Origin of the sequence: Streptomyces sp. NPDC102360 (assembly GCF_044766085.1) — a bacterium.
GTDB lineage: Bacteria > Actinomycetota > Actinomycetes > Streptomycetales > Streptomycetaceae > Streptomyces.
The window spans coordinates 1,401,858-1,422,589 of sequence record NZ_JBIWLG010000001.1 but is presented as its reverse complement, the minus strand read 5'-3'; the positions used below and the strand labels follow the sequence as shown (position 1 = coordinate 1,422,589).

Sequence of the window (20,732 nt, the reverse complement as noted above, 5' to 3'; positions counted from 1 at the left end):
ATGACTGCCGCAACTCCCCGCCAGGCCCACGTCGTCTCCGCCGACGGAACGAGGATCGCCGTCACGATCACCGGCCAGGGCCGCCCCCTGGTCGTCTCCCCGGGTGCCCTCAACGCCGCCCAGGACTGGCAGGTGCTCGCCGACCTGCTGGCCCCGCGCTTCGCCACGTACGCGATCGACCGGCGCGACCGGGGCGCCAGTGGCGACCACGACGAGCACACCATCCAGCGGGAGGCCGACGACATCGCCGCCGTCCTCGACCTCGCCGGCCCCGAAGCGATCCTGCTGGGCCACTCCTACGGCGGACTGGTCACCCTCGCCCACGCCCTGGGCCGGCCCCCGGCGGCGTTCGTCCTCTACGAGCCCCCGATCCCGCTGGGCGGCCCCGTCGGCGGCGACGCCCTCGCCCCCTTCGAACAGGCCGTTCAGGCCGGCGACCTCGACCAGGCCCTCACCCTCGGGCTGCGGAACTTCCTGAAGCTCCCCGACGAGGCCATCGAGGAGTTCCGCCAGACCCCGTTTTGGGCCATCCGCGCCTCCATGACCCCGACATGGGCCCGCGAGATGCGCGCGATGGACAGCTTCGGCGATGACCTCGCCCGCTTCGCCGCCCTCGACACCCCGACGCTCCTCGTGATCGGCGAACTCAGCCCCCGCTGGCTGACCGACGTCTCCCGCCGCCTGCACCAGGCCCTGCCCGACGCCCGCCTCGTCCAGATCCCCGGCGAAGCCCACGACGCCTTCCTCACCGGCCCCCACGCCCTCGCCGAGGTCATCACCGCCTTCGCCGACGGCCACGGCGAGCCGGGTTCTGCCCGGTAGCGCGGGCAGGGGTGCCGCTCGCGCTCCGGCGCGGTCGCGGGCACGTAACCACACCGGCCGCTTCACCAACGTGCCCCGCCTCGCCAAACTCCTGCGCGTGCTCACCCCCGCCGACCTCGGGCCCGGCCAACCCTGGCGTCTCGGAAATGGCTGAGGTGATGGACAATCCAAGCGGGGCTGAAGATCGTGTCGCGGGTGTTGCCGTCCTGGTGGCGGATGCCGTTGTGTTCCAGCCACAGACCGAGGTCGACCGGGTCGATGTCGGCGAAGCGCTTGAAGAGGGCCGCCTTGCCCTCCATGACCGGTATGGCGGCCATCGGACCGATGTCGCCGAGGCCGAGCACCGCGGAGCCGTCGGTGACGACCGCGACGGTGTTGCGCTTGATGGTCAGGCGCCGGGCGTCCTCGGAGGTCTTCGACGATCTCGTCCGCGTGGGTGGTGGAGGTTGCCGCGACGGTGATGTCGAGTCCGAGGCGGTCGGCGTCGGAGGAGATGACGTCGAGCGCGGTGACCGAGCCGCCCAGGGCCTCCATGGTGGCTGTCAGTTGCGAGACGGCGCTGCCGCCAGCGGGGACTTCGAGCCGGATGGTGATCGAGTAGGAGACGCTGGGCGCGCTCATCGGGACAGTCCTTGTCTTGATGTGTGGGGCAAGGCTGTTGGCAGTCCCCTGCCGGTGAGGGGATGGGAGATCGGGTCAGTTGTCGGCGCCGACCTTGGCCTCGTCGCGCGAGGCGGGCGGCGCAGGCGGCGTGGTCTTGTCCGGGTGCAGGACGGCGTGCGCGCGGTCGGCGTCGAAGTCGTTCTCCCACTTGCCGATCACGATGGTGGCCACCGCGTTGCCGAGGACGTTGATGAAGACGCGGCCCTCGTTGAGGATCCGGTCGACGCCCACGATCAGTGAGAGCGCGGCCAGCGGGATGTGACCGACCGCGGTGACGGTGCTGGCAAGGACGATAAAGGCGCCGCCGGCGATGCCGGCGGTGCCCTTGCTGGTGAGCATCATGACGCCGACCATGACGAGTTGCTGCTGCCAGGACAGGTCGATGCCCATGGCCTGGGCCAGGAACATCGAGGCCATCGTGAGGTAGACGGCGGACCCGTCCAGGTTGAACGAGAACCCGGAGGGGATGACGATGCCGACCACCGGGCGGCCCACGCCCAGCGTCTCCAGCTTCTTGACCAGCTGCGGCAGGACGGCCTCGCTGGAGCAGGTGCTCAGGGCGACGAGCAGTTCGGCCTTGAGGAAGCGCATGAGGGCGAACAGGTTCATGCGGCAGGCCCTCATGATGGCGCCGAGGACGACCAGGACGTAGAGCACGCAGGTCGCGGTGAACAGGATGATCAGGTAGGCGAGTTGCTTGAGGCTCTCGGCGCCGTACGTGGCGACCACCGTGGCCAGCGCGCCGAAGGTGCCCAGCGGGGCCAGGCGCATCACCCAGCCGACGATGCGGAAGACCACGTCGGAGAGGGCCTTGATGCCGCGGGTCAGCGGGGCGCCGTCCTCGCCGGCCATGTTCAGGGCCACGCCGAAGACGATGGAGACCATGAGCGCGGACAGGATCGCGTCGCCCGTGATCGCACCGAGCAGCGAGGTGGGGATCAGCGAGGAGATGAAGCCGGTGAAGGTGGCGTGTTCGGTGGCGGTCTCCGGCACGTCGTCGGCCCGCAGCGTGGAGGGGTCGACGTCCAGGCCGGTTCCGGGATGGAAGATGTTGGCGACCACCAGGCCGATCAGCATGGAGACCAGCGACAGGACCAGGAAGTAGCCGATCGCCTTCACGCCGATGCGGCCGGCCTTGCGCAGGTTGTCCATGGAGGCGATGCCGGTGGTGACCACGCAGAAGACGACCGGGATCACGATCATCTTGACCAGCGCGATGAACCAGTCGTTCAGCGGCTTGAGTTCCTCGCCGAACCCGGGCGCGACCAGTCCCACGGCGATGCCGAGGACGGCGGCCAGGACGACCTGGAACCACAGTTCACGCAGCAGGCGGCCCAGCCTCGACCGGGGCGGTCGGTCGGTGGCGGTAGTGGATGTCATCGTTGGTGCTCCCTTGCACGACGATCGTGTGTAGCCCTGTCCCGTGGGGGTGCCGGGGACTGCGTACTGCGGCTCGGGGTCCCCGGTGTCGTACGTGGCGCGTGGATGGAGCTGCGCCGGCGCGCCGGCGCCCGCCCTGCGGCGGGCGCGTGGTCGCGGTGCGGTGAGGTTCAGCTGTGCAGGGCGCGCAGCACCTTGTGGAAGGCGGCCTTGCCCTCGAAGCCGATACCGGGGATGTCGGTGAGGCCGACGCGGCTCTTCTCGACGACGGCGTCGTCGGCGAAGCCGCCGGTGGGCTGGAACTCGCCCGGGTAGGACTCGTTGCCGCCGAGCTTGAGGGCGGCCGCGATGTGCAGCGAGAACTGGTGGCCGCCGTGCGGGATGCAGCGGCGCGAGGACCAGCCGTGCTGCTTGAGCATGTCCTGGATACGCAGGTACTCGGTCAGACCGTAGGACAGCGCCGGGTCGAACTGCAGGGTGTCCCGGTCGGGGCGCATGCCGCCGTAGCGGATCAGGTTGCGGGCGTCCTGGAGCGAGAAGAGGTTCTCGCCGGTCGCGATCGAACCGCTGTAGTGCTCGGCGACGGTGGCGTTGAGGTGGTAGTCGAGCGGGTCGCCGATCTCCTCGTACCAGAACAGGCCGTACGGCTCGATGGCCCGCCCGTACTCAAGGGCGGTCGCGAGGTCGAAGCGGCCGTTGACGTCGACGGCCAGGCGGGAGCCGTCGCCGTCCAGGACCTCGATGACGGCCTCGATGCGGCGCAGGTCCTCGGCGAGGTCGGCGCCGCCGATCTTCATCTTGACGACGTCGTAGCCCTGGTCGAGGAAGGCCTTCATCTCGGCCTGGAGGTCGGTGAGGGTCTTGCCGGGGGCGTAGTAGCCGCCGGCGGCGTAGACGAACACCGAGGCGTCGGGGGTGCCGTCGCCGTGCCGTTCGGAGAGGTAGCGGTACAGCGGCTGACCCGCGATCTTCGAGGCCAGGTCGAACAGGGCCATGTCCACGACGCCGACCGCGACCGAGCGCTCGCCGTGGCCGCCGGGCTTCTCGTTGCGCATCATCAGCTCCCACGCCCGGGCGGGATCCAGCTCGCCGGCCTCGTTCAGGAGTCCCCCGGGCTCCGCCGCCATCAGGCGCGGCAGGACCCGGCGGCGCAGGATCTCCCCCGCGCTGTAACGGCCGTTGGAGTTGAAGCCGTAGCCGACCACCGGCTTCCCGTCGCGGATGACGTCGCTCTCGATCGCGACGATCGAGCAGTCCATGGAGGAGAAGTCGATCCAGGCGTTGCGGATCGAGGAGCTGATCGGGACGACGCCCTCGTACACGTTGGTGATCTTCACGGCAGCGGCCTTTCTCGTAACTTATAAGATGTGAGGGCTGTTAGGCTGGACCTTCCCCAAGGGAGCTGTCAAGGGTGGGGACCTCGGGAAAAGGAGCGGTCACAGGGCGATGCCGAGCCAGAACATGTTCCTCAGCAAGAGCGACCTCGCCTACGCGGAGCTGCGCGACCAGATCCTCAACGGCAGCCTCCCGGCCGGCTCACGCCTGGCCCAGTACGATCTCGCGGACTCGCTCAACATGAGCATCACGCCGCTGCGCGAGGCGATCCGCCGGCTGAGCAGCGAGGGCCTGCTGACCGTCGACACGCATCGGGATGTGCGGGTGTCCACGATGACCGCGGACGAGGCCCGCCAACTCTTCGAGGTGCGCCTCTCCTTGGACCCCACGGCCGCCGAACTGGCCGCGCGGCGGCGCACGGAGACGGATATCGCCGCGATGCGCGCGGCGGTCGACCAGCTGCTGCCGGTGACCCGCCAGTGGGGCGAGGACGCCCTCACCGCCCACCGCGTCTTCCATCAGACCCTCTACCGGGCCTCCCGCAACGATCTGCTGATCAAGATGCTGGACGACCTGTGGGACAAGTCCGACCGCTACCGCCGCCTCGGCCTTGATCTGCCGCCCGGCGACGAGCCGCGCACCCGCGACCACGAAGAGCACCGCCGCCTGGTCGACCTCATCGTGGACGGCCAGGCCGACCAGGCCGCACAGCTCATGCGCGATCACATCACCAACAGCCTTACCGCCACGGCCATCAGCGCTCTCGAGGACCGCGAGACCCACGCATAGGCGCCTGACTACTCGACGGTCCTACCTACCGGCAGTTCGTTGAACCCGTCGGTAGAGATCAAGGGATCTGCCGGTGGTGACGGCGCCGAGGAGTGCCTGGAGTTCGAGCGGCGGGTCCTGGTCGGTCCATGCGTGCCACCAGCGGTGCAGGGTCGTGGCGGGAGTGAGCCCGGCCCCAGCGGCACGTAACGCCCTGGGCCAGCAAGGAAGTTGGGGCTGGTGGTGTGGTGCGGAGCCCCCTCTCTGGTGTCTCGGCCGGGCAGGGATCCGGCGCGGTGGCATCCGGCGGTCCGGGCGGGGCGAGCCACTGGTCCCAGAAGAAGGAGAACGCGCAGCTCACCAGGGTCTGGTGGCGGCGGATGGCGCGGCCGGAGCGGGCCTGGAAGGCAGCCCAGCCGAGTTCGTCCTTGATGTGTTGGTAGCTCTGCTCGATCCAGGGCCGCAGCCCGGCGAGACGGACGATCTCGGCGAAGTCGGCGGGCGGATGTGGGCTGGTGGCGGCGTGTTGGGTATCGGGGTGGGGCAGGTTGGTGGCCGGGCACCAGGCGGCCTTCTCGGGCAGAGTGTCCGGTCGGTGGTGGCCACCGCCAGGCGGCAGGGGCCATCGGGGCCATAGCCGCCGAGGCGGGTGTCGGCGGCCCACCAGGTCTCGGTGCGCCCGTCGCGGAAGCGGCGCTCGACGGGCGACCAGTCGCCGGGATGGTCAGGGCCGGTGCCGGCCAGGGCGCGGGCGGCGTCGATCGGGGTATGCGGCTTATCGACGCGGGCCCGGGTGCCACGATACGGCCCGGGTGCCACGGTGCGGCCTGAGCGCCACCACGGCCAACGCGCTGGACTGGCCCGGCGGCCCGTTGGGGTCGCCGGTGCCGCGTTGGCCGTGAGCGGCCTGTCGCTCGCCGTCAGGGCCCTCCTGCGCAAGTTCCGCAAGCACCTGAAGATGTCCCAGATGTCGAGGCGGCCCCGTCAGGCGGTCGATGCGGACGGGGCCTTCGGCGGCACAGCACGGGGCGCGGTCTTCTGCGTCGCCGGCGCCATCGCCATCGCCTTCGCCATCGCCATCGCCATCGCCATCGCCTTCGCCGCGGCCATCCGGCCCGAGTCCGGCAAGGCCAAGGGCGTGGACGACACCCCGCGCGCCTTCACCGACACTCCCGCCGGGCCCTGGCTGCCGGCATTGATCGCGCTCGGCCTCATGGCCTTCGGCGCGTTCTCCTGGGCCAACGCCCGCTGGCGCAAGGCCTGACCGGCGGAGAGGCGAACCCACTGCGCGTACGACGACAAGATCACAGACGCCAGGACCGGCCGGAGTTGGGGTGTCCCCGAGCCGTACCGAAAGGGCCACCGGGCCACTTCTCTCAGCAGCGGGACGCCGCGTCCTCGTTACCGCTCAGACGGTGAACTCCCGGATCACGGTGTTCCTGAAGACCGCCTTGCCGTCGATCGTGAACAGCGCGAGCCGGGTGTCCGTGAGGTAGGGGAACGCCTCCATCGAGTGGGTGTGCCGGCCGTCGTCGATGAACACCTCGACCGAGGTGCGGTCGACCAGGACGCGCAGCGTGACCTTGTGGGCCGACGCGTCGAAGGGGCTCTTGCTCTCCTGCCACTTGCCGGAGGTGTCGGGGTTGGCGGCGCCCCGGCGGTTCACGAAGGCGTAGTCCCCGTACACGCCCGCGTCGATGTGCCGGCTGCCGTCGGCGGATCTGCGCAGCTGGACGCCCGCGCCGGTCAGCTGGTCCCAGGTGATCTCGGTGGACAGTTCGTACGCCGTACCCGTGTAGTCGAGGACCAGTTGGCCGTCGACGGTCACGTCGCCGAGGTCGACGGTCCGTGAGACATGCTGGTCCAGGGCCTGCACCGGGCGGGACGCCAGGTAGTGGGTGCCGGACGCGGCGCGGTGCAGGGTGATCTCGCGGACGATCGAGTCCGTGCCGTTGAAGCCGTCGGCGTCGATGGTCGGGGTGGTGTTGGGGTAGTCCCAGTTGTTGAGCCAGCCGATCGCGTAGCGGAGGGCCGGGTCGACGGCGCCGTTCGCGGCGTGCTTCTCGAAGGTGACGGCGCCGTACCAGTCGAAGCCGTGGTCGAGCCACTGCGGGTCCGGCGCGTCGGGCGTGAACGTGGTGCCGTCGAACTCACCCGTCCAGTACGCGTAGGTGTTGGGCAGGCCGGCCGCCTTGCCGTTGGCGCTGACCCCGAGCACCCACTTCGCGGTGCCGGCGGCCGTGGTGATGCGGAACAGGTCGGGGCACTCCAGGACGCCGATGCCCTCCTTCACGAAGTCGCCGACGTGCGTCCAGTCCTTGAGGTTCGCGGAGTGGTAGAAGCCGACCTTGGTGCCCTCGGCGAGCACCATCACCCAGCGGTCGCGCTCCTCGTCCCGGATCACCTTGGGGTCGCGGAAGTCCTGCACGCCCGGGTTGGGGACGGCGGGATCGGTGCCGTGGTTCTTGAAGGTGCGGCCCTTGTCGGTGGAGTACCACAGGTACTGGGCCTGGCCGTTGGTGGTCCCGTCCGGCTCCATGGTCGCAAGGACGACGACCGCGCCCGCGCCGAAGCCCGCGGTGTTGTCCGTGTCCACCACCGCGGAGCCGGACCAGACATCCCCGTTGGCGGTGGTGTCCTTGGGGATCGCGATACCCCGGTCCTTGAACGAGACCAGGTCGGTGCTGGTGGCCAGGCGCCAGGCCGTGCCGGTGGAGGTGCCTCCGGCCAGATAGTCGGCGTTGTAGAGGTAGTAGTAGTGGTACTCGCCGTCGATCCAGATCGGCTTCTGCGGGTCGTTCTTCCACTGGTCGGGGACCGTGAAATGGCACTCGGCCCGGTAACTCGCGCTCTGCTTACCGGACTTGGCGGGCAGGGCGGCCGCCGATCCCGCGGGTATCGCGGCCAGCACCGCGCCCACGGCTCCGGCCCGGATCAGCGTCCTTCTGGTCATGTCTCGCATCGTCACTCGTCCCTTTCCTGACACGTTTCCTGACATGGCGGCTCTGGCTCGTGACACCGGCGACTCAAGCTCGTGACACTGGCGGCCCAAGGCGGGACCTCGCTCGTCGGCGCCGGTCCACGCTGGGACAGGACTGTAGACCTAACTCGTTAAAGGTCAAGAGACCTAACTCGTTAAAGGTCAAGCGCGGCAGGGTCCTTGACACCGGCGTAACGGGGTTCTCATCATCTGGGTCACGGAAGTCTACTAACACGAGTTAGGCCCGTCACGAGTGAGGCCCTCCGATGACCGACTCGCCCCACCCTCCCGACCGCACCTTCCCCCGCCGCACCCTGCTGCGCTACGGCGGCTACGGCGGCTACGGCGCCGGCGCCGCCGCACTCGCCGGCACCGCAGCCGGCTGGGACCGGCTCACCGGCGCCGACATCCCCGGCCGGGACGGCGACTCGCTGGTGGTCGCCACGCTCGGCTCCACCTTCGACCCGGCGGCGCAGCGCACTCTGCGCGAGGGGTTCCGGAAGCTGCATCCCGACATCAAGCTGCGCCTGCTGCCGATCCAGGCCACCGACTGGTCGGACTTCTTCGCCAAGATCCTCACCCAGATCGCCGCGGGCACCGAACCCGACCTCGTCTATGTCGCCACCGAGGGCGTGCAGCTCTTCGCCCAGCGCCTCGGTGTCCCGCTCGACGGCCTGGTGCGGCGCGACGCGGACGAGCTGCGCGAGTACTTCGCGGACGTCCATCCGTCCCTCGTCGAGTCGATGATGTACGAGGGGAGCCTCTATCAGCTCCCCGTCGAGTTCAACGCGGCCGACATGTATCTCAACAGCGAGGTCCTGAAGAAGGCGGGCGCCGAGCTGCCGCCGCCCGACTGGACCCGCGACGACTTCACGGCGCTGCTGCGGGACATGAAACGCACCGGCGGCTCGCACTTCACGCCGTACTTCTGGACGAATCGTCTGTGGGGCGGAGTCGTCCCCTGGCTGTTCGCCAACGACACGAACATCCTCGCCGAGTCCAAGGCGCCCGGCGGCGACTGGCTCTGGGACGGCTTCTATCCGGCGGCCCAACGCCGTGGCCGCGGCGGCGGTTTCCGCTGGCGCGCCCCGCAGGCCACTCATGAACGCGTGGAGGAGGTCTACGACCATCTGGCCTCGCTCATCCAGGACCGGCTCTGCTCACGCCCCGAGGGCGGCAACGGCGACAACCTGGTCGGTGTCTTCTCCACCGGCCGCGTCGGTGTCACCCCGGCGGGCGGCTTCTGGGCGGGCGGACTGCACGACGCGGGCATGCGGCGCACGGAGTACGACGTGCAGTACTTCCCCCGCTGGCGCACCCAGCGCCACCAGTTCGGCGCCGCCGGCTTCGCGCTCCTGCGCACGTCGAAGAAGCAGGACGCGGCCTGGGAGTTCATCAAGTACTCCGTGCGCAAGGACGTCCTCGCCGAGCTCTTCGTGGCCAACCAGACGACCCCGGCGCGTCGTTCGATGGCTCAGGCGGACCGCTACGCGAAGACGGGCCCGACGAACTGGCAGGTCTTCTACGACACCCTCGACAAGTTCCCCACCACAGGACCGATCCCGGCACCGCCCCAGGTCGCCGAGGTCGAGCAGCTCCTCCTCAAGCACACCGGCACCGCGCTCGCCGATCCGCGCGGGGTGCGTCCCGCACTGCGGCGGCTGCAGGGCGATCTGGAGAAGGCCATGGAGCGTGACGCATGACAACCACCCAGCAACGGGCAGAGGCTAGGGCCGCCGTCGGGAAGCCGGAGCCCCGGCCCACCGCCCGGGACCGTGGATCACGCCTCCTGGCCGCGCTCTTCCTCGCGCCGACCGTCATCGGCGTCCTCGTCTTCACCGTCGTACCGATCGTCGGGTCCGTCGTCCTGAGCTTCTTCCACTGGAACGTCATCGACCCGCCGACGTTCGCCGGGACCGACAACTACCGCGAGGTCTTCACCGACGACACGGTCCGCGTCTCGTTCACCAACACCCTCCTCTTCATGTTCTTCGCGGTCGCTCTGCAGCTGCTGCTCGCGCTCGCCCTCGCGCTGGCGCTCAACAACCGGCTGCCCGGCTGGCTGCGTTCGGCGTTCCGCTCGGCGTTCTTCTTCCCGCTCGTGCTGTCCGCGGCATCCATCTCGGTGGTCATGAAGTATCTCTTCAACCAGGAGTTCGGGGTGGTCAACTGGCTGCTCGGCCATGTCGGCATCGACCCGATCCCCTGGCTCACCTCCGAGAACTCCGCGATGGCGGCGGTCGTCCTGGTCTACGTCTGGCAGCAGTTCGGCTTCTCCTTCCTGCTCTTCATCGGGGGACTCAACAACATCCCCAAGGAGATCCACGAGGCCGCGTCGCTGGACGGGGCCACCGGCATCCGCAAGCACCTCGCCGTCACCCTGCCGCTGCTCTCGCCCACCCTTCTCGTCGCCTCGGTGGTGGGCATCATCAACGCCCTTCAGGTCTTCGAGCAGCCGTACGTCCTGACCGACGGCGGGCCCGGTGACTCCACCCGCACCGTCGTGATGGTCATCTACCAGAGCGCCTTCGAGCAGCTGCGGTTCGGCGAGGCCTCGGCGGTCGGCGTGCTGCTCTTCGCCCTGATCCTCGCGGTCACGGCCCTCCAGTTCCGGCTCAGCCGGCGATTCGTCCACTACCAGTGAGCCCGGTGATCCCTGTGAACCGTATGAAGTACGGCCTGTCCTCCTGGGCGCGGATCACCGGCCTGACCGTGGTCGCGCTGCTCACCCTCGGTCCGGTGATCTGGACCGTGTCCACCTCGCTGCGGACCCCCGCCGAGTCCTTCGACCTGCCCCCGCAGCTCATTCCGTCCGCGCCGACGACCGAGGCGTACCGTCAGGCCTTCGCGCAGATCGACGTATGGCTGTACGCGCTCAACTCGACCCTGGTGACCGCGCTGATCGCGGTCGGCCAGATGATCACCGCGGGGCTCGCCGGATACGCCTTCGCGCGCCTCGATTTCCGGTTCAAGAAACCTCTGTTCGGGCTCGTCCTCGCGACGATGATGGTGCCGTTGCAGGTCACGATCGTCCCTGTGTTCCTCGTCCTGAAGTCGATGGGCCTGACCGACACACTGCTCGGACTCATCATCCCCGCCTGGCCCACCGCGTTCGGGACGTTCCTGATGCGGCAGTACTTCCTCGGCATGCCCAAGGACCTCGGCGAGGCGGCGATGATCGACGGTGCGGGACCCTGGCGGATCTTCCGCTCGGTGTACGCGCCACTGGCCGCGCCCGGCCTGGCCATCGTGGGCGTCCTCGCCTTCAACTACCACTGGAACGAGTTCTTCCGCCCGCTGATCCTGGAGACGTCGACCGAGAACTTCACGCTGCCGCTCGGCCTGGTGTCGCTCCAGGGCAACCTCGGCACAGGATCCGTGTCCGTGGTCCTCGCGGGTGTCGTGCTCTCCATGATCCCCGCCATCGCCGTCTTCGCCGTCGGCCAGCGCCCGCTGCGCGAGGGCATCACATCCGCTGGAGTGAACCGTTGAGCACGCCCCGCCTCGAAACCGACGTCCACGCCCCGCGCTTCCGGGTCAGACCGCCCGCGAACTGGATCAACGACCCCAATGGGCCCTTCCGTTGGCGCGGCCGCTACCACCTCTTCTACCAGCACAATCCCGACGCCCCCGTGCACACGAACATGCACTGGGGCCACGTCTCCAGCGCCGACCTCGCACACTGGGAGCACCACCCCATCGCGCTCACCCCGACACCGGGCGGCCCGGACGAGGGTGGCTGCTGGTCGGGCTGTGTGGTGGCCGACGCGGGCATCCCCACCGCCGTCTACACCGGCATCGACCACGCGCACACCGGGCTCGGCGCCATCTGCCTGGCCCAGGCATCCCCCGACTCCCCGGAGTTGACCACCTGGCACACCCTGCCCGAGCCGGTCGTCCCCGGACCGCCACCGGGCCTCGACGTGACGATGTTCCGCGACCCGTTCGTCTTCCGGCACGACGGGCGCCGCTGGGCGGTAGTCGGCGCGGGGCACGCCGACGGCACACCATCGGTCCTCCTGTACGACTGCGACGACCTCACGTCCTGGCGCTTCGCCGGAGTGCTGGTGGATGGACACGATCCGGTGGCTCAGAAGGCGTTCGGCGCCGGCGCGGTGGGCTGGGAGTGCCCTCAGCTGTTCGAGGGGGACGGCGGCGACTGGACACTGGTGGTGTCGCTGTGGGACGGGACTCCGGTGTCGACGGGGTACCTGACGGGGCGTCTCACGACGGCGGGCGACGGTGACTTGAACGGCTTTACGCCTCACGTGGGCGGTCCGCTCGATCTGGGCAGGGACTGCTACGCGCCGGCCGTGCTGCACGACACCGCGGCGGGCCGGAGTCTGCTGTGGGGCTGGTCCTGGGAGGCGCGGGGGCAGCGGGAGGTGGACGATGCCGGCTGGTCCGGTGTCCTGACGGCGCCACGGGTCGTCGGCACGCACCCCGACGGCACGGTACGCGTCAGCCCGGCACCGGAGCTCCAACTGCTGCGCGCGCACCGGCCGTTCGTGACGGAGCAGGACAGCCGGGCGCCACTCCCTCTCGCGTACGACATCGAGGTCACCGCCGTCGCCTCCACCACGGTCACCCTGCTGCGGGCGGCGTCGGGCGCGGAGCTGACGCTGACGCTCGACCCGACGGCGGGCACGGCGACGCTGGACCGCACCGGCTGGCCCCGCGAACGACCCGACCGCGCGGCACCGATCACGCTGAAGTCAACTCCGGCCTCGCCACCGGGACTTGACGTCCGCATCCTGGTCGACGGCTCCTTGCTCGAGCTCTTCGTGGCGGACCGCGCGGTGGCGACAGAACGTATCTACAGGCGCCCGGACGACGTCGCCGAGCTGACGGTCGCCGGAGAAGGCGCGAAGGCCACCGGCTGGGAAGTGACACCGCCGGGGCACGAGTGAACCGGCCTCGGCACAGCGCGCCCCGCGGACGGGCCGCGCTCCGCGCCCTCACGAACGAGGCGGCCCCACCGAGTCACGCACCACCACGGGACACTCCAGACGCCGGACCTCCACGGCAGGCGGCGTGGCGTTCTCGATGGCGTCCAGAAGCAGCCCCGTCGCCACCTCCCCCATCGCACGGTGCGGCAGCGCGACGGTGGTCAGCGGCGGGTCCAGGAACTCCGCCATGTGCTCCTGATCGTCGTAGCCGACCAGCGAGAGCTCACCGGGGACGTCGATGCCGAGCCGGGCCGCTGCGTGCAGGACGCCCGCCGCGACCCGGTCGTTGTAGCAGACGATGCCCGTGGGGCGCTGCCCGGCGGGCACCCCGTCCAGCAGGCGCATCGCTCCCGCGTAGCCGGCGGAGATCTCGCCTCCGCCGCGCACGATCCGGTCCTCGCCGGCGCGCTCCCCCACCGTCCGCAGCGCGTCCCGGAATCCGCGCAGGCGCTCCGCCGACGCGATGTCGTCGAGCCCGCCGACCAGGGCGACTCTGCGATGCCCTGCGTCGAGGAGGAGCTTGGCCGCCGCCCGGCCGCCGGCCCGCTCGGCGGGGATCACCGCGGCCAGCGAACCGTCGCCGGGAAGGCAGTTGGCGAGCACCGCGAAGGTGCGCTTCAGACCCGCGGGGACACGGGTGGAGCGCAGGGACATGGCGGCGTAGATGATGCCGTCCACCCGCCGGTCCAGGAGCTCGGCGACGGCCGCGTCCTCCTTGGCCGGGTCGCCGGTGGAGTCGACGGTGAGCACCAGGTGTTCGCGGTTCCAGGCGGTCTCCATAGCGCCGCGCAGCAGCGCCCCGGCGAACGGCGACGAGGCGATGTGGTCGGTGACCAGGCCGATCACGGCTGTTCGACGGCGGCGCAGACCGCGGGCGACGGCGTTGGGCCGGTAGCCGAGTTGCTCGGCGGCCTTGCGGATGCGCGTCTGGGTGGCGGGCGAGAGATTGCCTTCGGCCCGGCCGTTGAAGACGAAGGAGACGGCGGTGTGCGAGACACCGGCGAGACGCGCGACGTCCTTCGACGTCGGCCGCTCGGACCTGCCCGCGTCCCTGCCCGGGCTGTCGGCGTTCTCGATGTTCCCCGCCCCCTTCGATGCCGCACGCGTGCCCCGTCTTGATCCACGTCAGACTAGCCGCGCCCCCTGCGTCCCGACACGGCCGCACGCTCCGGCGATACTGGCGGTGCCGATCGTTGCCCGCAGCCACCCACCGATCCACTCATCAGGAGAAGACACGACGTGAGCCGCCCCACCGCCCTCGATGTCGCCGAGCTTGCCGGGGTGTCACGCGCCGCCGTGTCCTTCGTCTTCAGCGGCCGCGCCGAAGGCAATCTCTCCGCCAAGACCCAGGCGCGGATCAGGAAGGCCGCCGATCAGCTCGGTTACCGCCCCGACGAGGTGGCGCGCTCGCTGCGCAAGCAGCGCAGCGCGGTGATCGGACTGCTCAGCGACGAGATCGCGACGAGCCCGTTCGCCGGCCGTCTGGTGCTCGGCGCGATGGAGGCGGCCCGTGCGCGCGGGCACCAGGTGCTGCTCCTGGAGTCCCGCCTCGACCAGGCCGCCGAGGCGGAGGCGGTCGCCGAGCTGCGGGCCCGCCGGGTGGACGGGATCGTGTACGCGGCGATGTCCATGCGCCGTACCGACGTACCCGAGGGCATCGCCCCGTCCCGGGCGGTGCTCGCCAACTGCCTGCCGCGCAAGCCCGGTTCGTACGCCTCGGTCGTGCCGGACGAGCGCAAGGGCGGCCGTTCCGCGGTGAACGTGCTCATCGAGGCGGGACACCGCGACATCGCGCTGCTCGGCGGCTCGACCGGTGACATCGCCGCGTCGGACCGGGCGCGCGGCTTCCGCGACGGACTGCGGGCCGCCGGGATCACCGCCCGCGAGGAGTGGGTGCTCCGCGCGGGCTGGCAGATCGACGAGGGGTACGCGGCGGCGATGCAGGTGCTCGACGGTCCTGCCCGGCCGACGGGCCTGGTCTGCGCGAACGACCGGATGGCCACGGGCGCGCTGCTCGCCGCGGCCCGCCTGGGCATCGACGTACCCACCGAACTGTCGCTGGTCGGCTACGACGACCAGGACCAGGTGGCCGGCCACCTGGTCCCCGCCCTGACGACCATCGCGCTCCCGCACCACGAGATGGGCGCGACAGCGGTCCGCATGCTGCTCGACGCCTCCGAAGCGGACGAGCCGGTGGCCCGGGAGACCGCGCGCCGCCTGACGTGCCCCGTGGTCACCCGGGACTCGGTCCGCCCGCCGACAGGTGCGCACTGAAGGAGCCGCAGCAGCACGCTCCCACCACGGGCTGCCGACGGCTCGTCGCGCGGAGCCGCTCCGGCCCTGATCCACGACTCCGCCGGCGCAAAGCCCCGCATCATCAACAAAGGGCCCCGGTGGCAGTCCGCATCTCACTCGCGTTCGGCGGCTCGGCCCCCGCCCGAGAGCAGGTGATCGCCGCCGCGCGGGCGGCGAAGGCGAGCACCTCCCTCCACATTCGGCCCGGGACCGAGGCGAGGGCCCCCGCCGAAAGGAGGTCCCGCTCGGACAGCGCGTACAGCAGCGCGGCATTCACGGTGTCGCCCGCGCCGATCGTGTCCACGACGTCGACACCTTCGCCGGGCACGGAGAACTCCCGGCCGTCCCGGGTGAAGACCGTCAGCCCGTCGCCGCCACGGGTGATCACGACGGCGGCCGGGCCTGCCGCGAGCCACCCCTCGACATCGGACCCCAGCCAGTCCGCATCCTCCTCGCTCAGCTTCAGCAGGGAGACGTACGGCAGCCAGCTCTTGAAACGGGCCCGGTAGGCGCCCGCGTCCGGGATGAGGCCTGCCCTGATGTTCGGGTCGAGCGCGATGAAGATCCCGCGCCCCGCCTCGCGCCGCATCAGCTCCTCGTACGCGCTCGCCCCCGGTTCGAGGATGAGCGAACATGTCCCGAGCGACAACGCCCCTGTGTCGGCGGCCAGTTCACCCGGCAGCTCGAAGAGCCGGTCCGCGCTGCCCTCGACGTAGAAGCTGAACGCGGCCGAGCCGCCCGCGTCGATCGAGGCGAGGGCGAGCGTGGTCGGCTCGGGGCCGCGCTGGATGAGTCCGGTGCCCACCCGCTCGGCGCGCAGCCGCTCGACGAGCGAGGTGCCGAACGCGTCCGTCGAGATCCGCGAGCAGAAGGAGACCCCCGCCCCGAGCCGCCCGAGCGCGATGGCCGTGTTGTACGGGCCACCACCGCGCGCGGGCAGCAGGGACGCGGTCACGTCACCATGGGCCTGCGGCACCAGGTCGATCAATGCCTCACCGGCGACGACGATCACAGGGGTGTTCCTTTCGCAAGACTGCTTGTGCTGAAGCTGCTTGTGCTGAAGCCGCTCGTGCAGAGAGGGCGGGGGCTCAGACCTTGGCCGGTTCGTGAGCCTGCTCCGTGGTGGCCATCGGCGCCACGGCCTCCGGCAACCCCTTCCCGTCGGTCCGCAGGGTGCGGACCGAGAGCAGGGTGAACGCGGCGACGAAGCCCGACATGATCAGGTACGTGTGGGCGTAGCCGATGCTGTCGTAGCCGATACCCGCGAGCGGGGAGATGACGGCCGCGCCGATCTGCGTCGCCAGCTGGAAGCCGACGAGGTAGATCGAGGACGAGAGCCGGGGCTCGAAGTGCCGGTTGATGTACTTGAAGATCGCGATCAGCATGATCGGCAGCTCGACCGCGTGCAGGAGTTTCACCGCGGAGATCGCGACCGGATCGGTGACCAGGCCGGACAGACAGATCCGGGTCGCCATGACGAAGCCGGAGACGAGCAGCGACCGCTTCGGCCCCAGCCGGTTGACCAGGAACGGCGCGAGCGCCATGCCGCCCGCCTCCAGGAAGACCTGGACGGAGTTGAGGTCGCTGTACATGCGGTTGCCGTCGGCGGTGGTGGAGAAGAGCGAGGCGAAGTACGAGGGGAACATCGCGTCGTACGTGTTGTACGTCGCCGTCACCGCGACCACGAAGAGCAGCAGCCCCCAGAACGCCGGGTACGCGAGAAGCGACTTCACGTCGGCGACCGAGACGGACGAAGCGGCGTGGTCGACGGCGGCGGCCCGGCGGCCGTTCGTCACGCGGATCGCCACCAGGAGCACGAGGAAGACGGCGGCGGCGACGGAGGCGGCCCAGAAGTTCAGGTCGGGGTCGATGTTGAAGAGGCGCCCCGCGAAGAAGGTCGCCGCGGCCCAGCCGAGCGAGCCGAACATCCTGGCCCGGCCGAACTCGAAGCCGTGGAAGCGGCCGAGGCGCTCGGCGTAGCTCTCCAGCGTGGCGACGGCGACCGCGAACGCCATGGCCAGATAGGCGGAGCCGACGATCAGGCCGATCGCGAAATGGGTCTTCAGGAGCGGTCCGTAGACGTAGATGTACATCGGGCCGACGAGCAGCATCAGCCCGCCGATCCAGTACAGGAGGTTCTTGCGCAGGCCGAGACGGTCCTGGATGAAGCCGTAGACCGGCATGGTCACCAGGCAGCCGATGGCGTTGGCGCTGACCACCAGGGAGCTGCGGCCCGCGCTCAGGCCGATGTCCTGGGTGAGCCAGATGGAGAACAGTGACCAGGACAGCGACCAGGTCACGAAGAACATGAAGAGTGCCGCGCTGATCAGGGTGAAGTTCAGGCCGCGCCTGCTTCTCCCCGGGGCGGTCGCGGCGGGGCTCTGAGCGGCTCGGCTCCCGGTGGCCGGGCTCTGGGTGGTCATGGGCGCTCCCTCGCGCTGGGCACTGCGGTGTCCCGCGCAGCGCCGACTCATGATGCCGGAACAGACTGTTCCGGCGCTTTCCTTACACGTGCTAGGGCGGGTCAACTATCACGTGTTAGGTTCCGGTTGGCAAGAGGCCGATTTCAAGAAAGTGACATCACCATGACTGAGGCAGACGACCGGAACATCCCGAGTCACCATGTACGTCCTGCCGCCGGGCAGTGGTGCAACGACCCCAACGGGCCGCTCTTCCACGCCGGTCGCTATCACCTCTTCTTCCAGCACAACCCCGGCGCCCCGGTCTGGGGCGACATCCACTGGGGCCATGCGTCGAGCCCCGACCTGGTCACCTGGACCGACCACGGCATCGCGCTCGCACCGACCCCCGGCGGCCGGGACGGACGCGGCGCCTGGTCCGGCTGCGCGGTCGTCGACAACGGGGTGCCCACCGCCGTCTACACGGGCATGGACCGCGACGACGGCATCGGCTCGGTGATGCTGGCCCGCGCCACGGACGACCTGATCACCGAGCTGAAGGCCGAGCCCGAGCCGGTTGTCACGGGACCGCCGCCCGGCCTCGACCTCGTCGCCTTCCGCGACCCGTACCTCTTTTCGTACGAAGGACAACGCTGGGCCCTGATCGGCGCGGGACACCGGGCGAGCGGGGCCGGGGACGTGCTGCTCTACCGCGTGGACTCGCTCACCGAGTGGACCTACGCCGGTTCGCTCGTCGACGCCGCCGACCCGGTGGCGGGCCGGATCGCCGGACCCGCCACGGCATGGGAGTGCCCAGCACTGCTGCCGACGGGCGACGGCCGCTGGGTGCTGCTCCTCTCGCTGTGGATCGACGACATCACGTACTCGACGTCGTACCTCGTCGGCGACCTGCGAGCGGCGGGTGACGGCCTGCGCTTCGTGCCCGCGACCGGCGGAATGCTCGACCACGGCAGGGACTTCTACGCCCCCACCACCCTGGTCGAGGACGACCGCACCCTGCTGTGGGGCTGGAGCTGGGAGTCACGCACCGAGCAGGAGTCCCTGGCCGCGGGCTGGGCGGGTTGCCTCACCCACCCGCGCGAGATCGGCGTACACCCGGACGGCACCCTGCGGCTCGCCCCCGCCCGCGAGTTGACCGCACTGCGCGGGACGCCGCTGCCCGTCGGCGCGGAGCTTCCCGCGGCGTACGAGATCGAACTCGATGTACGGGTCGCCCGGCCCGACAGCGAGATCGTCCTGAGCCTCGGCGCGGCGGTGTCCCTCCGGGTGAACCCGACCCGCGGGACGCTCGTCCTGGACCGCACCGGCACTCCCGCGACGTCGCCGCATCCGCTGCCCCGGACATCCGAGGCGATCGCGACCGTGCCCGGCGGCACACGGTCCCACCTACGGGTCCTGGTGGACGGCCCGCTGATCGAGGCGTTCGTCGACGAGCGGGCGATGCTCACGGAGAAGGTGCATCCCGCTCCCATGGGGCGATACGAGGTGACGGTGGTCCGGGGCTCGGCGGAGGTGGGGACGCGGGCCTGGAAGTACGACAGCCGGCACTGAGGTGTCCCGCCGGAACACGGCGCGGCCGGGCACGCTCATGGCGTGGGCGGGGGGCATGTCAGCCACGCCGGCACCACCCGGTACTCAACCGCGATACGTCTCCAGCAGCCGCAACCACACCTCGCTGATCGTCGGATACGCCGGCACCGCGTGCCACAAGCGGTCGAGGGGGACCTCGCCTGCGATGGCGATCGTCGCCGAGTGGATGAGTTCGCCGACCGCGGGGCCCACGAACGTGACGCCCAGGAGGATCTCGCGGTCGAGGTCGACCACCATGCGGGCCGTGCCGCGGTAGCCGTCGGCGTAGAGGCCGGAGCCCGCCACGTTCGCCATGTCGTAGTCGACCGCGCGGACGCGGTGGCCCGCCGCCTCCGCCTCGGCGAGGGTGAGGCCCGCGCTCGCGGCCTCGGGGTCGGTGAAGACGACCTGGGGGACGGCGGACGTGTCGGCCGTCGCCGCGTGGGCGCCCCAGCGGTCGGTCTCCAGGAGCGGGACGCCCTGCGCGCGGGCCGTGATCGCGGCGCCCGCGATGCGCGCCTGGTACTTGCCCTGGTGGGTGAGGAGCGCGCGGTGGTTGGCGTCGCCGACGGCGTAGAGCCAGGTGCTGTTCGTGACGCGGAGGCTGTCGTCGACGTCCAGCCAGGAACCGGGTTTCAGACCCACCGTCTCCAGGCCGATGTCCTCCGTGCGCGGCGCGCGGCCCGTCGCGAAGAGGATCTCGTCGGCTTCGAGGGTCGTGCCGTCGTCGAGGGTTGCCGTAACCGTGCCGGCGGGCGAGCGGTCCACCGATGCCACCGAGACTCCCGTGCGGACCTCCGCGCCCGCCTCCCGCAGCGACTCCGCGACCAGCTCGCCCGCGAACGGTTCCATGCGCTCCAGCAGGGCGCCCCCGCGTACGAGCACCGTGACCTGCGAGCCGAGTGCCTGCCAGGCCGTGGCCATCTCCGTGGCGACCACGCCGCCGCCGACCACGATGAGGCGGCCGGGCGCCCGGTCCGCGCTCGTGGCCTCCCGGCTGGTCCATGGCTTGACCGCGTCGAGGCCCGGGAGCGGCGGCAGGGCGGCGCGGGTTCCCGTGCACACGGCGACCGCGTGGCGTGCCGTGAGGGTGGTCACCGTGCCGTCGTCGGCGGTGACCGTGACGCTGCGCGGTCCGTCGAGGCGACCGTGGCCGCGGTACAGGTCGATGCCGGTGGACTCCAGCCAGCCGACCTGGCCGTCGTCCTTCCAATGTGAGGTGTAGTCGTCGCGGTGCGCGAGGACCGCCGGGGCGTCGAGCGGGCCCTGAACCGCCTGGCGCAGGCCGGGCACCCGGCGGGCGTCGGCGCGGGCGATCACCGGGCGGAGCAGCGCCTTGCTGGGCATGCACGCCCAGTACGAGCACTCTCCCCCGACGAGCTCGCTCTCCACGATGGCGGCGCTCAGACCGCCCGCTCGCGCGCGGTCGGCGACGTTCTCCCCGACCGGTCCCGCTCCCAGCACTACGACGTCGTACGCGATGGCTTCCGTCATGCGCCCCAGTCTCTCAGTGTGGTCCCATGTGTGCGTGCCGAGCACATGGGTACGAGC

Annotated in this window: 16 protein-coding genes and 2 pseudogenes; 9 read left to right on the top strand and 9 right to left on the bottom strand. The window is 70.6% G+C overall.

The window, feature by feature from the left end; genetic code table 11:
* Positions 1-822 carry an alpha/beta fold hydrolase gene (locus ACIRHA_RS06420; protein ID WP_403840538.1) on the top strand — a complete coding sequence of 274 codons (822 nt, stop codon included), beginning with the start codon at positions 1-3 and terminating at the stop codon, positions 820-822.
* A gap of 101 nt (positions 823-923) precedes the next feature.
* On the opposite strand, the gene ACIRHA_RS06415 is transcribed toward ACIRHA_RS06420, so the two are convergent.
* The 4 genes and pseudogenes from ACIRHA_RS06415 to ACIRHA_RS06400 all read right to left on the bottom strand — a co-directional run bounded on the left by ACIRHA_RS06415 (position 924) and on the right by ACIRHA_RS06400 (position 4,202).
* Positions 924-1,040, bottom strand: a complete 117-nt coding sequence (locus tag ACIRHA_RS06415) for a hypothetical protein (RefSeq protein WP_403842142.1) — start codon at positions 1,038-1,040, stop codon at positions 924-926.
* Between the two features lie 36 nt (positions 1,041-1,076).
* Positions 1,077-1,443, bottom strand: a pseudogene (locus ACIRHA_RS06410) (NAD-dependent malic enzyme); the annotation flags it as partial.
* 75 nt (positions 1,444-1,518) lie between these two features.
* Entirely contained in the window at positions 1,519-2,865 is a 1,347-nt protein-coding gene (locus ACIRHA_RS06405) for a cation:dicarboxylate symporter family transporter (protein WP_403840536.1), read from the bottom strand.
* Between the two features lie 170 nt (positions 2,866-3,035).
* Complete coding sequence (locus ACIRHA_RS06400; RefSeq protein ID WP_403840533.1) at positions 3,036-4,202, bottom strand: mandelate racemase/muconate lactonizing enzyme family protein; 1,167 nt, start codon at positions 4,200-4,202, stop codon at positions 3,036-3,038.
* 109 nt (positions 4,203-4,311) lie between these two features.
* On the opposite strand from ACIRHA_RS06400, the gene ACIRHA_RS06395 reads away from it, so the two are divergent.
* Both ACIRHA_RS06395 and ACIRHA_RS06390 read left to right on the top strand, forming a co-directional pair.
* Positions 4,312-4,989 (top strand): GntR family transcriptional regulator, encoded by a 678-nt coding sequence (locus ACIRHA_RS06395; RefSeq protein WP_403840530.1) that lies wholly within the window; start codon positions 4,312-4,314, stop codon positions 4,987-4,989.
* An 818-nt stretch (positions 4,990-5,807) separates the two neighbouring features.
* Positions 5,808-6,232, top strand: a pseudogene (locus ACIRHA_RS06390) (DUF1206 domain-containing protein); the annotation flags it as partial.
* A gap of 144 nt (positions 6,233-6,376) precedes the next feature.
* Here ACIRHA_RS06390 and ACIRHA_RS06385 read toward each other — a convergent pair.
* Positions 6,377-7,930, bottom strand: coding sequence for a glycoside hydrolase family 32 protein (locus tag ACIRHA_RS06385; RefSeq protein WP_403840527.1), 1,554 nt, complete (start codon positions 7,928-7,930; stop codon positions 6,377-6,379).
* A 284-nt stretch (positions 7,931-8,214) separates the two neighbouring features.
* On the opposite strand from ACIRHA_RS06385, the gene ACIRHA_RS06380 reads away from it, so the two are divergent.
* Genes ACIRHA_RS06380 through ACIRHA_RS06365 form a run of 4 tightly spaced genes read left to right on the top strand, consistent with a single transcriptional unit; the run spans position 8,215 to position 12,858 of the window.
* A complete protein-coding gene (locus tag ACIRHA_RS06380; RefSeq protein WP_403840524.1) occupies positions 8,215-9,651 on the top strand; it encodes an extracellular solute-binding protein in 1,437 nt (478 codons plus the stop codon).
* Entirely contained in the window at positions 9,648-10,592 is a 945-nt protein-coding gene (locus ACIRHA_RS06375) for a carbohydrate ABC transporter permease (protein WP_403840522.1), read from the top strand. The genes ACIRHA_RS06380 and ACIRHA_RS06375 overlap by 4 nt, the downstream gene beginning before the upstream one ends.
* Before the next feature lie 23 nt (positions 10,593-10,615).
* The gene (locus ACIRHA_RS06370; RefSeq protein WP_403842140.1) at positions 10,616-11,440 is read left to right on the top strand and encodes a carbohydrate ABC transporter permease; all 825 of its coding nucleotides are present in this window, start codon (positions 10,616-10,618) and stop codon (positions 11,438-11,440) included.
* Positions 11,437-12,858, top strand: a complete 1,422-nt coding sequence (locus ACIRHA_RS06365; RefSeq protein WP_403840519.1) for a glycoside hydrolase family 32 protein — start codon at positions 11,437-11,439, stop codon at positions 12,856-12,858. The genes ACIRHA_RS06370 and ACIRHA_RS06365 overlap by 4 nt, the downstream gene beginning before the upstream one ends.
* A 48-nt stretch (positions 12,859-12,906) precedes the next feature.
* Here ACIRHA_RS06365 and ACIRHA_RS06360 read toward each other — a convergent pair whose 3' ends face one another.
* Positions 12,907-13,974, bottom strand: coding sequence for a LacI family DNA-binding transcriptional regulator (locus ACIRHA_RS06360; protein ID WP_403842137.1), 1,068 nt, complete (start codon positions 13,972-13,974; stop codon positions 12,907-12,909).
* Positions 13,975-14,136: 162 nt separating this feature from the next.
* Here ACIRHA_RS06360 and ACIRHA_RS06355 point away from each other — a divergent pair, with 162 nt between their 5' ends.
* The gene (locus tag ACIRHA_RS06355; protein ID WP_403840517.1) at positions 14,137-15,171 is read left to right on the top strand and encodes a LacI family DNA-binding transcriptional regulator; all 1,035 of its coding nucleotides are present in this window, start codon (positions 14,137-14,139) and stop codon (positions 15,169-15,171) included.
* Between the two features lie 103 nt (positions 15,172-15,274).
* Here ACIRHA_RS06355 and ACIRHA_RS06350 read toward each other — a convergent pair whose 3' ends face one another.
* On the bottom strand, positions 15,275-16,204 hold the full coding sequence (locus ACIRHA_RS06350) for a carbohydrate kinase (protein ID WP_403840514.1): 930 nt from the start codon (positions 16,202-16,204) through the stop codon (positions 15,275-15,277).
* A gap of 76 nt (positions 16,205-16,280) precedes the next feature.
* Positions 16,281-17,615 (bottom strand): oligosaccharide MFS transporter, encoded by a 1,335-nt coding sequence (locus ACIRHA_RS06345; RefSeq protein ID WP_403840511.1) that lies wholly within the window; start codon positions 17,613-17,615, stop codon positions 16,281-16,283.
* 162 nt (positions 17,616-17,777) lie between these two features.
* On the opposite strand from ACIRHA_RS06345, the gene ACIRHA_RS06340 reads away from it, so the two are divergent.
* Positions 17,778-19,163 (top strand): glycoside hydrolase family 32 protein, encoded by a 1,386-nt coding sequence (locus ACIRHA_RS06340; protein WP_403840509.1) that lies wholly within the window; start codon positions 17,778-17,780, stop codon positions 19,161-19,163.
* Positions 19,164-19,247: 84 nt separating this feature from the next.
* Here the strand turns inward: ACIRHA_RS06340 and ACIRHA_RS06335 are convergent, their stop codons facing one another.
* The gene (locus ACIRHA_RS06335; protein WP_403840507.1) at positions 19,248-20,675 is read right to left on the bottom strand and encodes a dihydrolipoyl dehydrogenase family protein; all 1,428 of its coding nucleotides are present in this window, start codon (positions 20,673-20,675) and stop codon (positions 19,248-19,250) included.
* Positions 20,676-20,732 lie beyond the last annotated feature (57 nt).

What these genes read in the sequence shown, in the direction of transcription:
- ACIRHA_RS06420 (WP_403840538.1), top strand. Translation starts at nt 1, where the DNA reads ATGACTGCCGCAACTCCCCGCCAGGCCCACGTCGTCTCCGCCGACGGA.
- ACIRHA_RS06405 (WP_403840536.1), bottom strand. Translation starts at nt 2,865, where the DNA reads ATGACATCCACTACCGCCACCGACCGACCGCCCCGGTCGAGGCTGGGC.
- ACIRHA_RS06395 (WP_403840530.1), top strand. Translation starts at nt 4,312, where the DNA reads ATGCCGAGCCAGAACATGTTCCTCAGCAAGAGCGACCTCGCCTACGCG.
- ACIRHA_RS06385 (WP_403840527.1), bottom strand. Translation starts at nt 7,930, where the DNA reads ATGCGAGACATGACCAGAAGGACGCTGATCCGGGCCGGAGCCGTGGGC.
- ACIRHA_RS06380 (WP_403840524.1), top strand. Translation starts at nt 8,215, where the DNA reads ATGACCGACTCGCCCCACCCTCCCGACCGCACCTTCCCCCGCCGCACC.
- ACIRHA_RS06375 (WP_403840522.1), top strand. Translation starts at nt 9,648, where the DNA reads ATGACAACCACCCAGCAACGGGCAGAGGCTAGGGCCGCCGTCGGGAAG.
- ACIRHA_RS06370 (WP_403842140.1), top strand. Translation starts at nt 10,616, where the DNA reads ATGAAGTACGGCCTGTCCTCCTGGGCGCGGATCACCGGCCTGACCGTG.
- ACIRHA_RS06345 (WP_403840511.1), bottom strand. Translation starts at nt 17,615, where the DNA reads ATGACCACCCAGAGCCCGGCCACCGGGAGCCGAGCCGCTCAGAGCCCC.
- ACIRHA_RS06340 (WP_403840509.1), top strand. Translation starts at nt 17,778, where the DNA reads ATGACTGAGGCAGACGACCGGAACATCCCGAGTCACCATGTACGTCCT.
- ACIRHA_RS06335 (WP_403840507.1), bottom strand. Translation starts at nt 20,675, where the DNA reads ATGACGGAAGCCATCGCGTACGACGTCGTAGTGCTGGGAGCGGGACCG.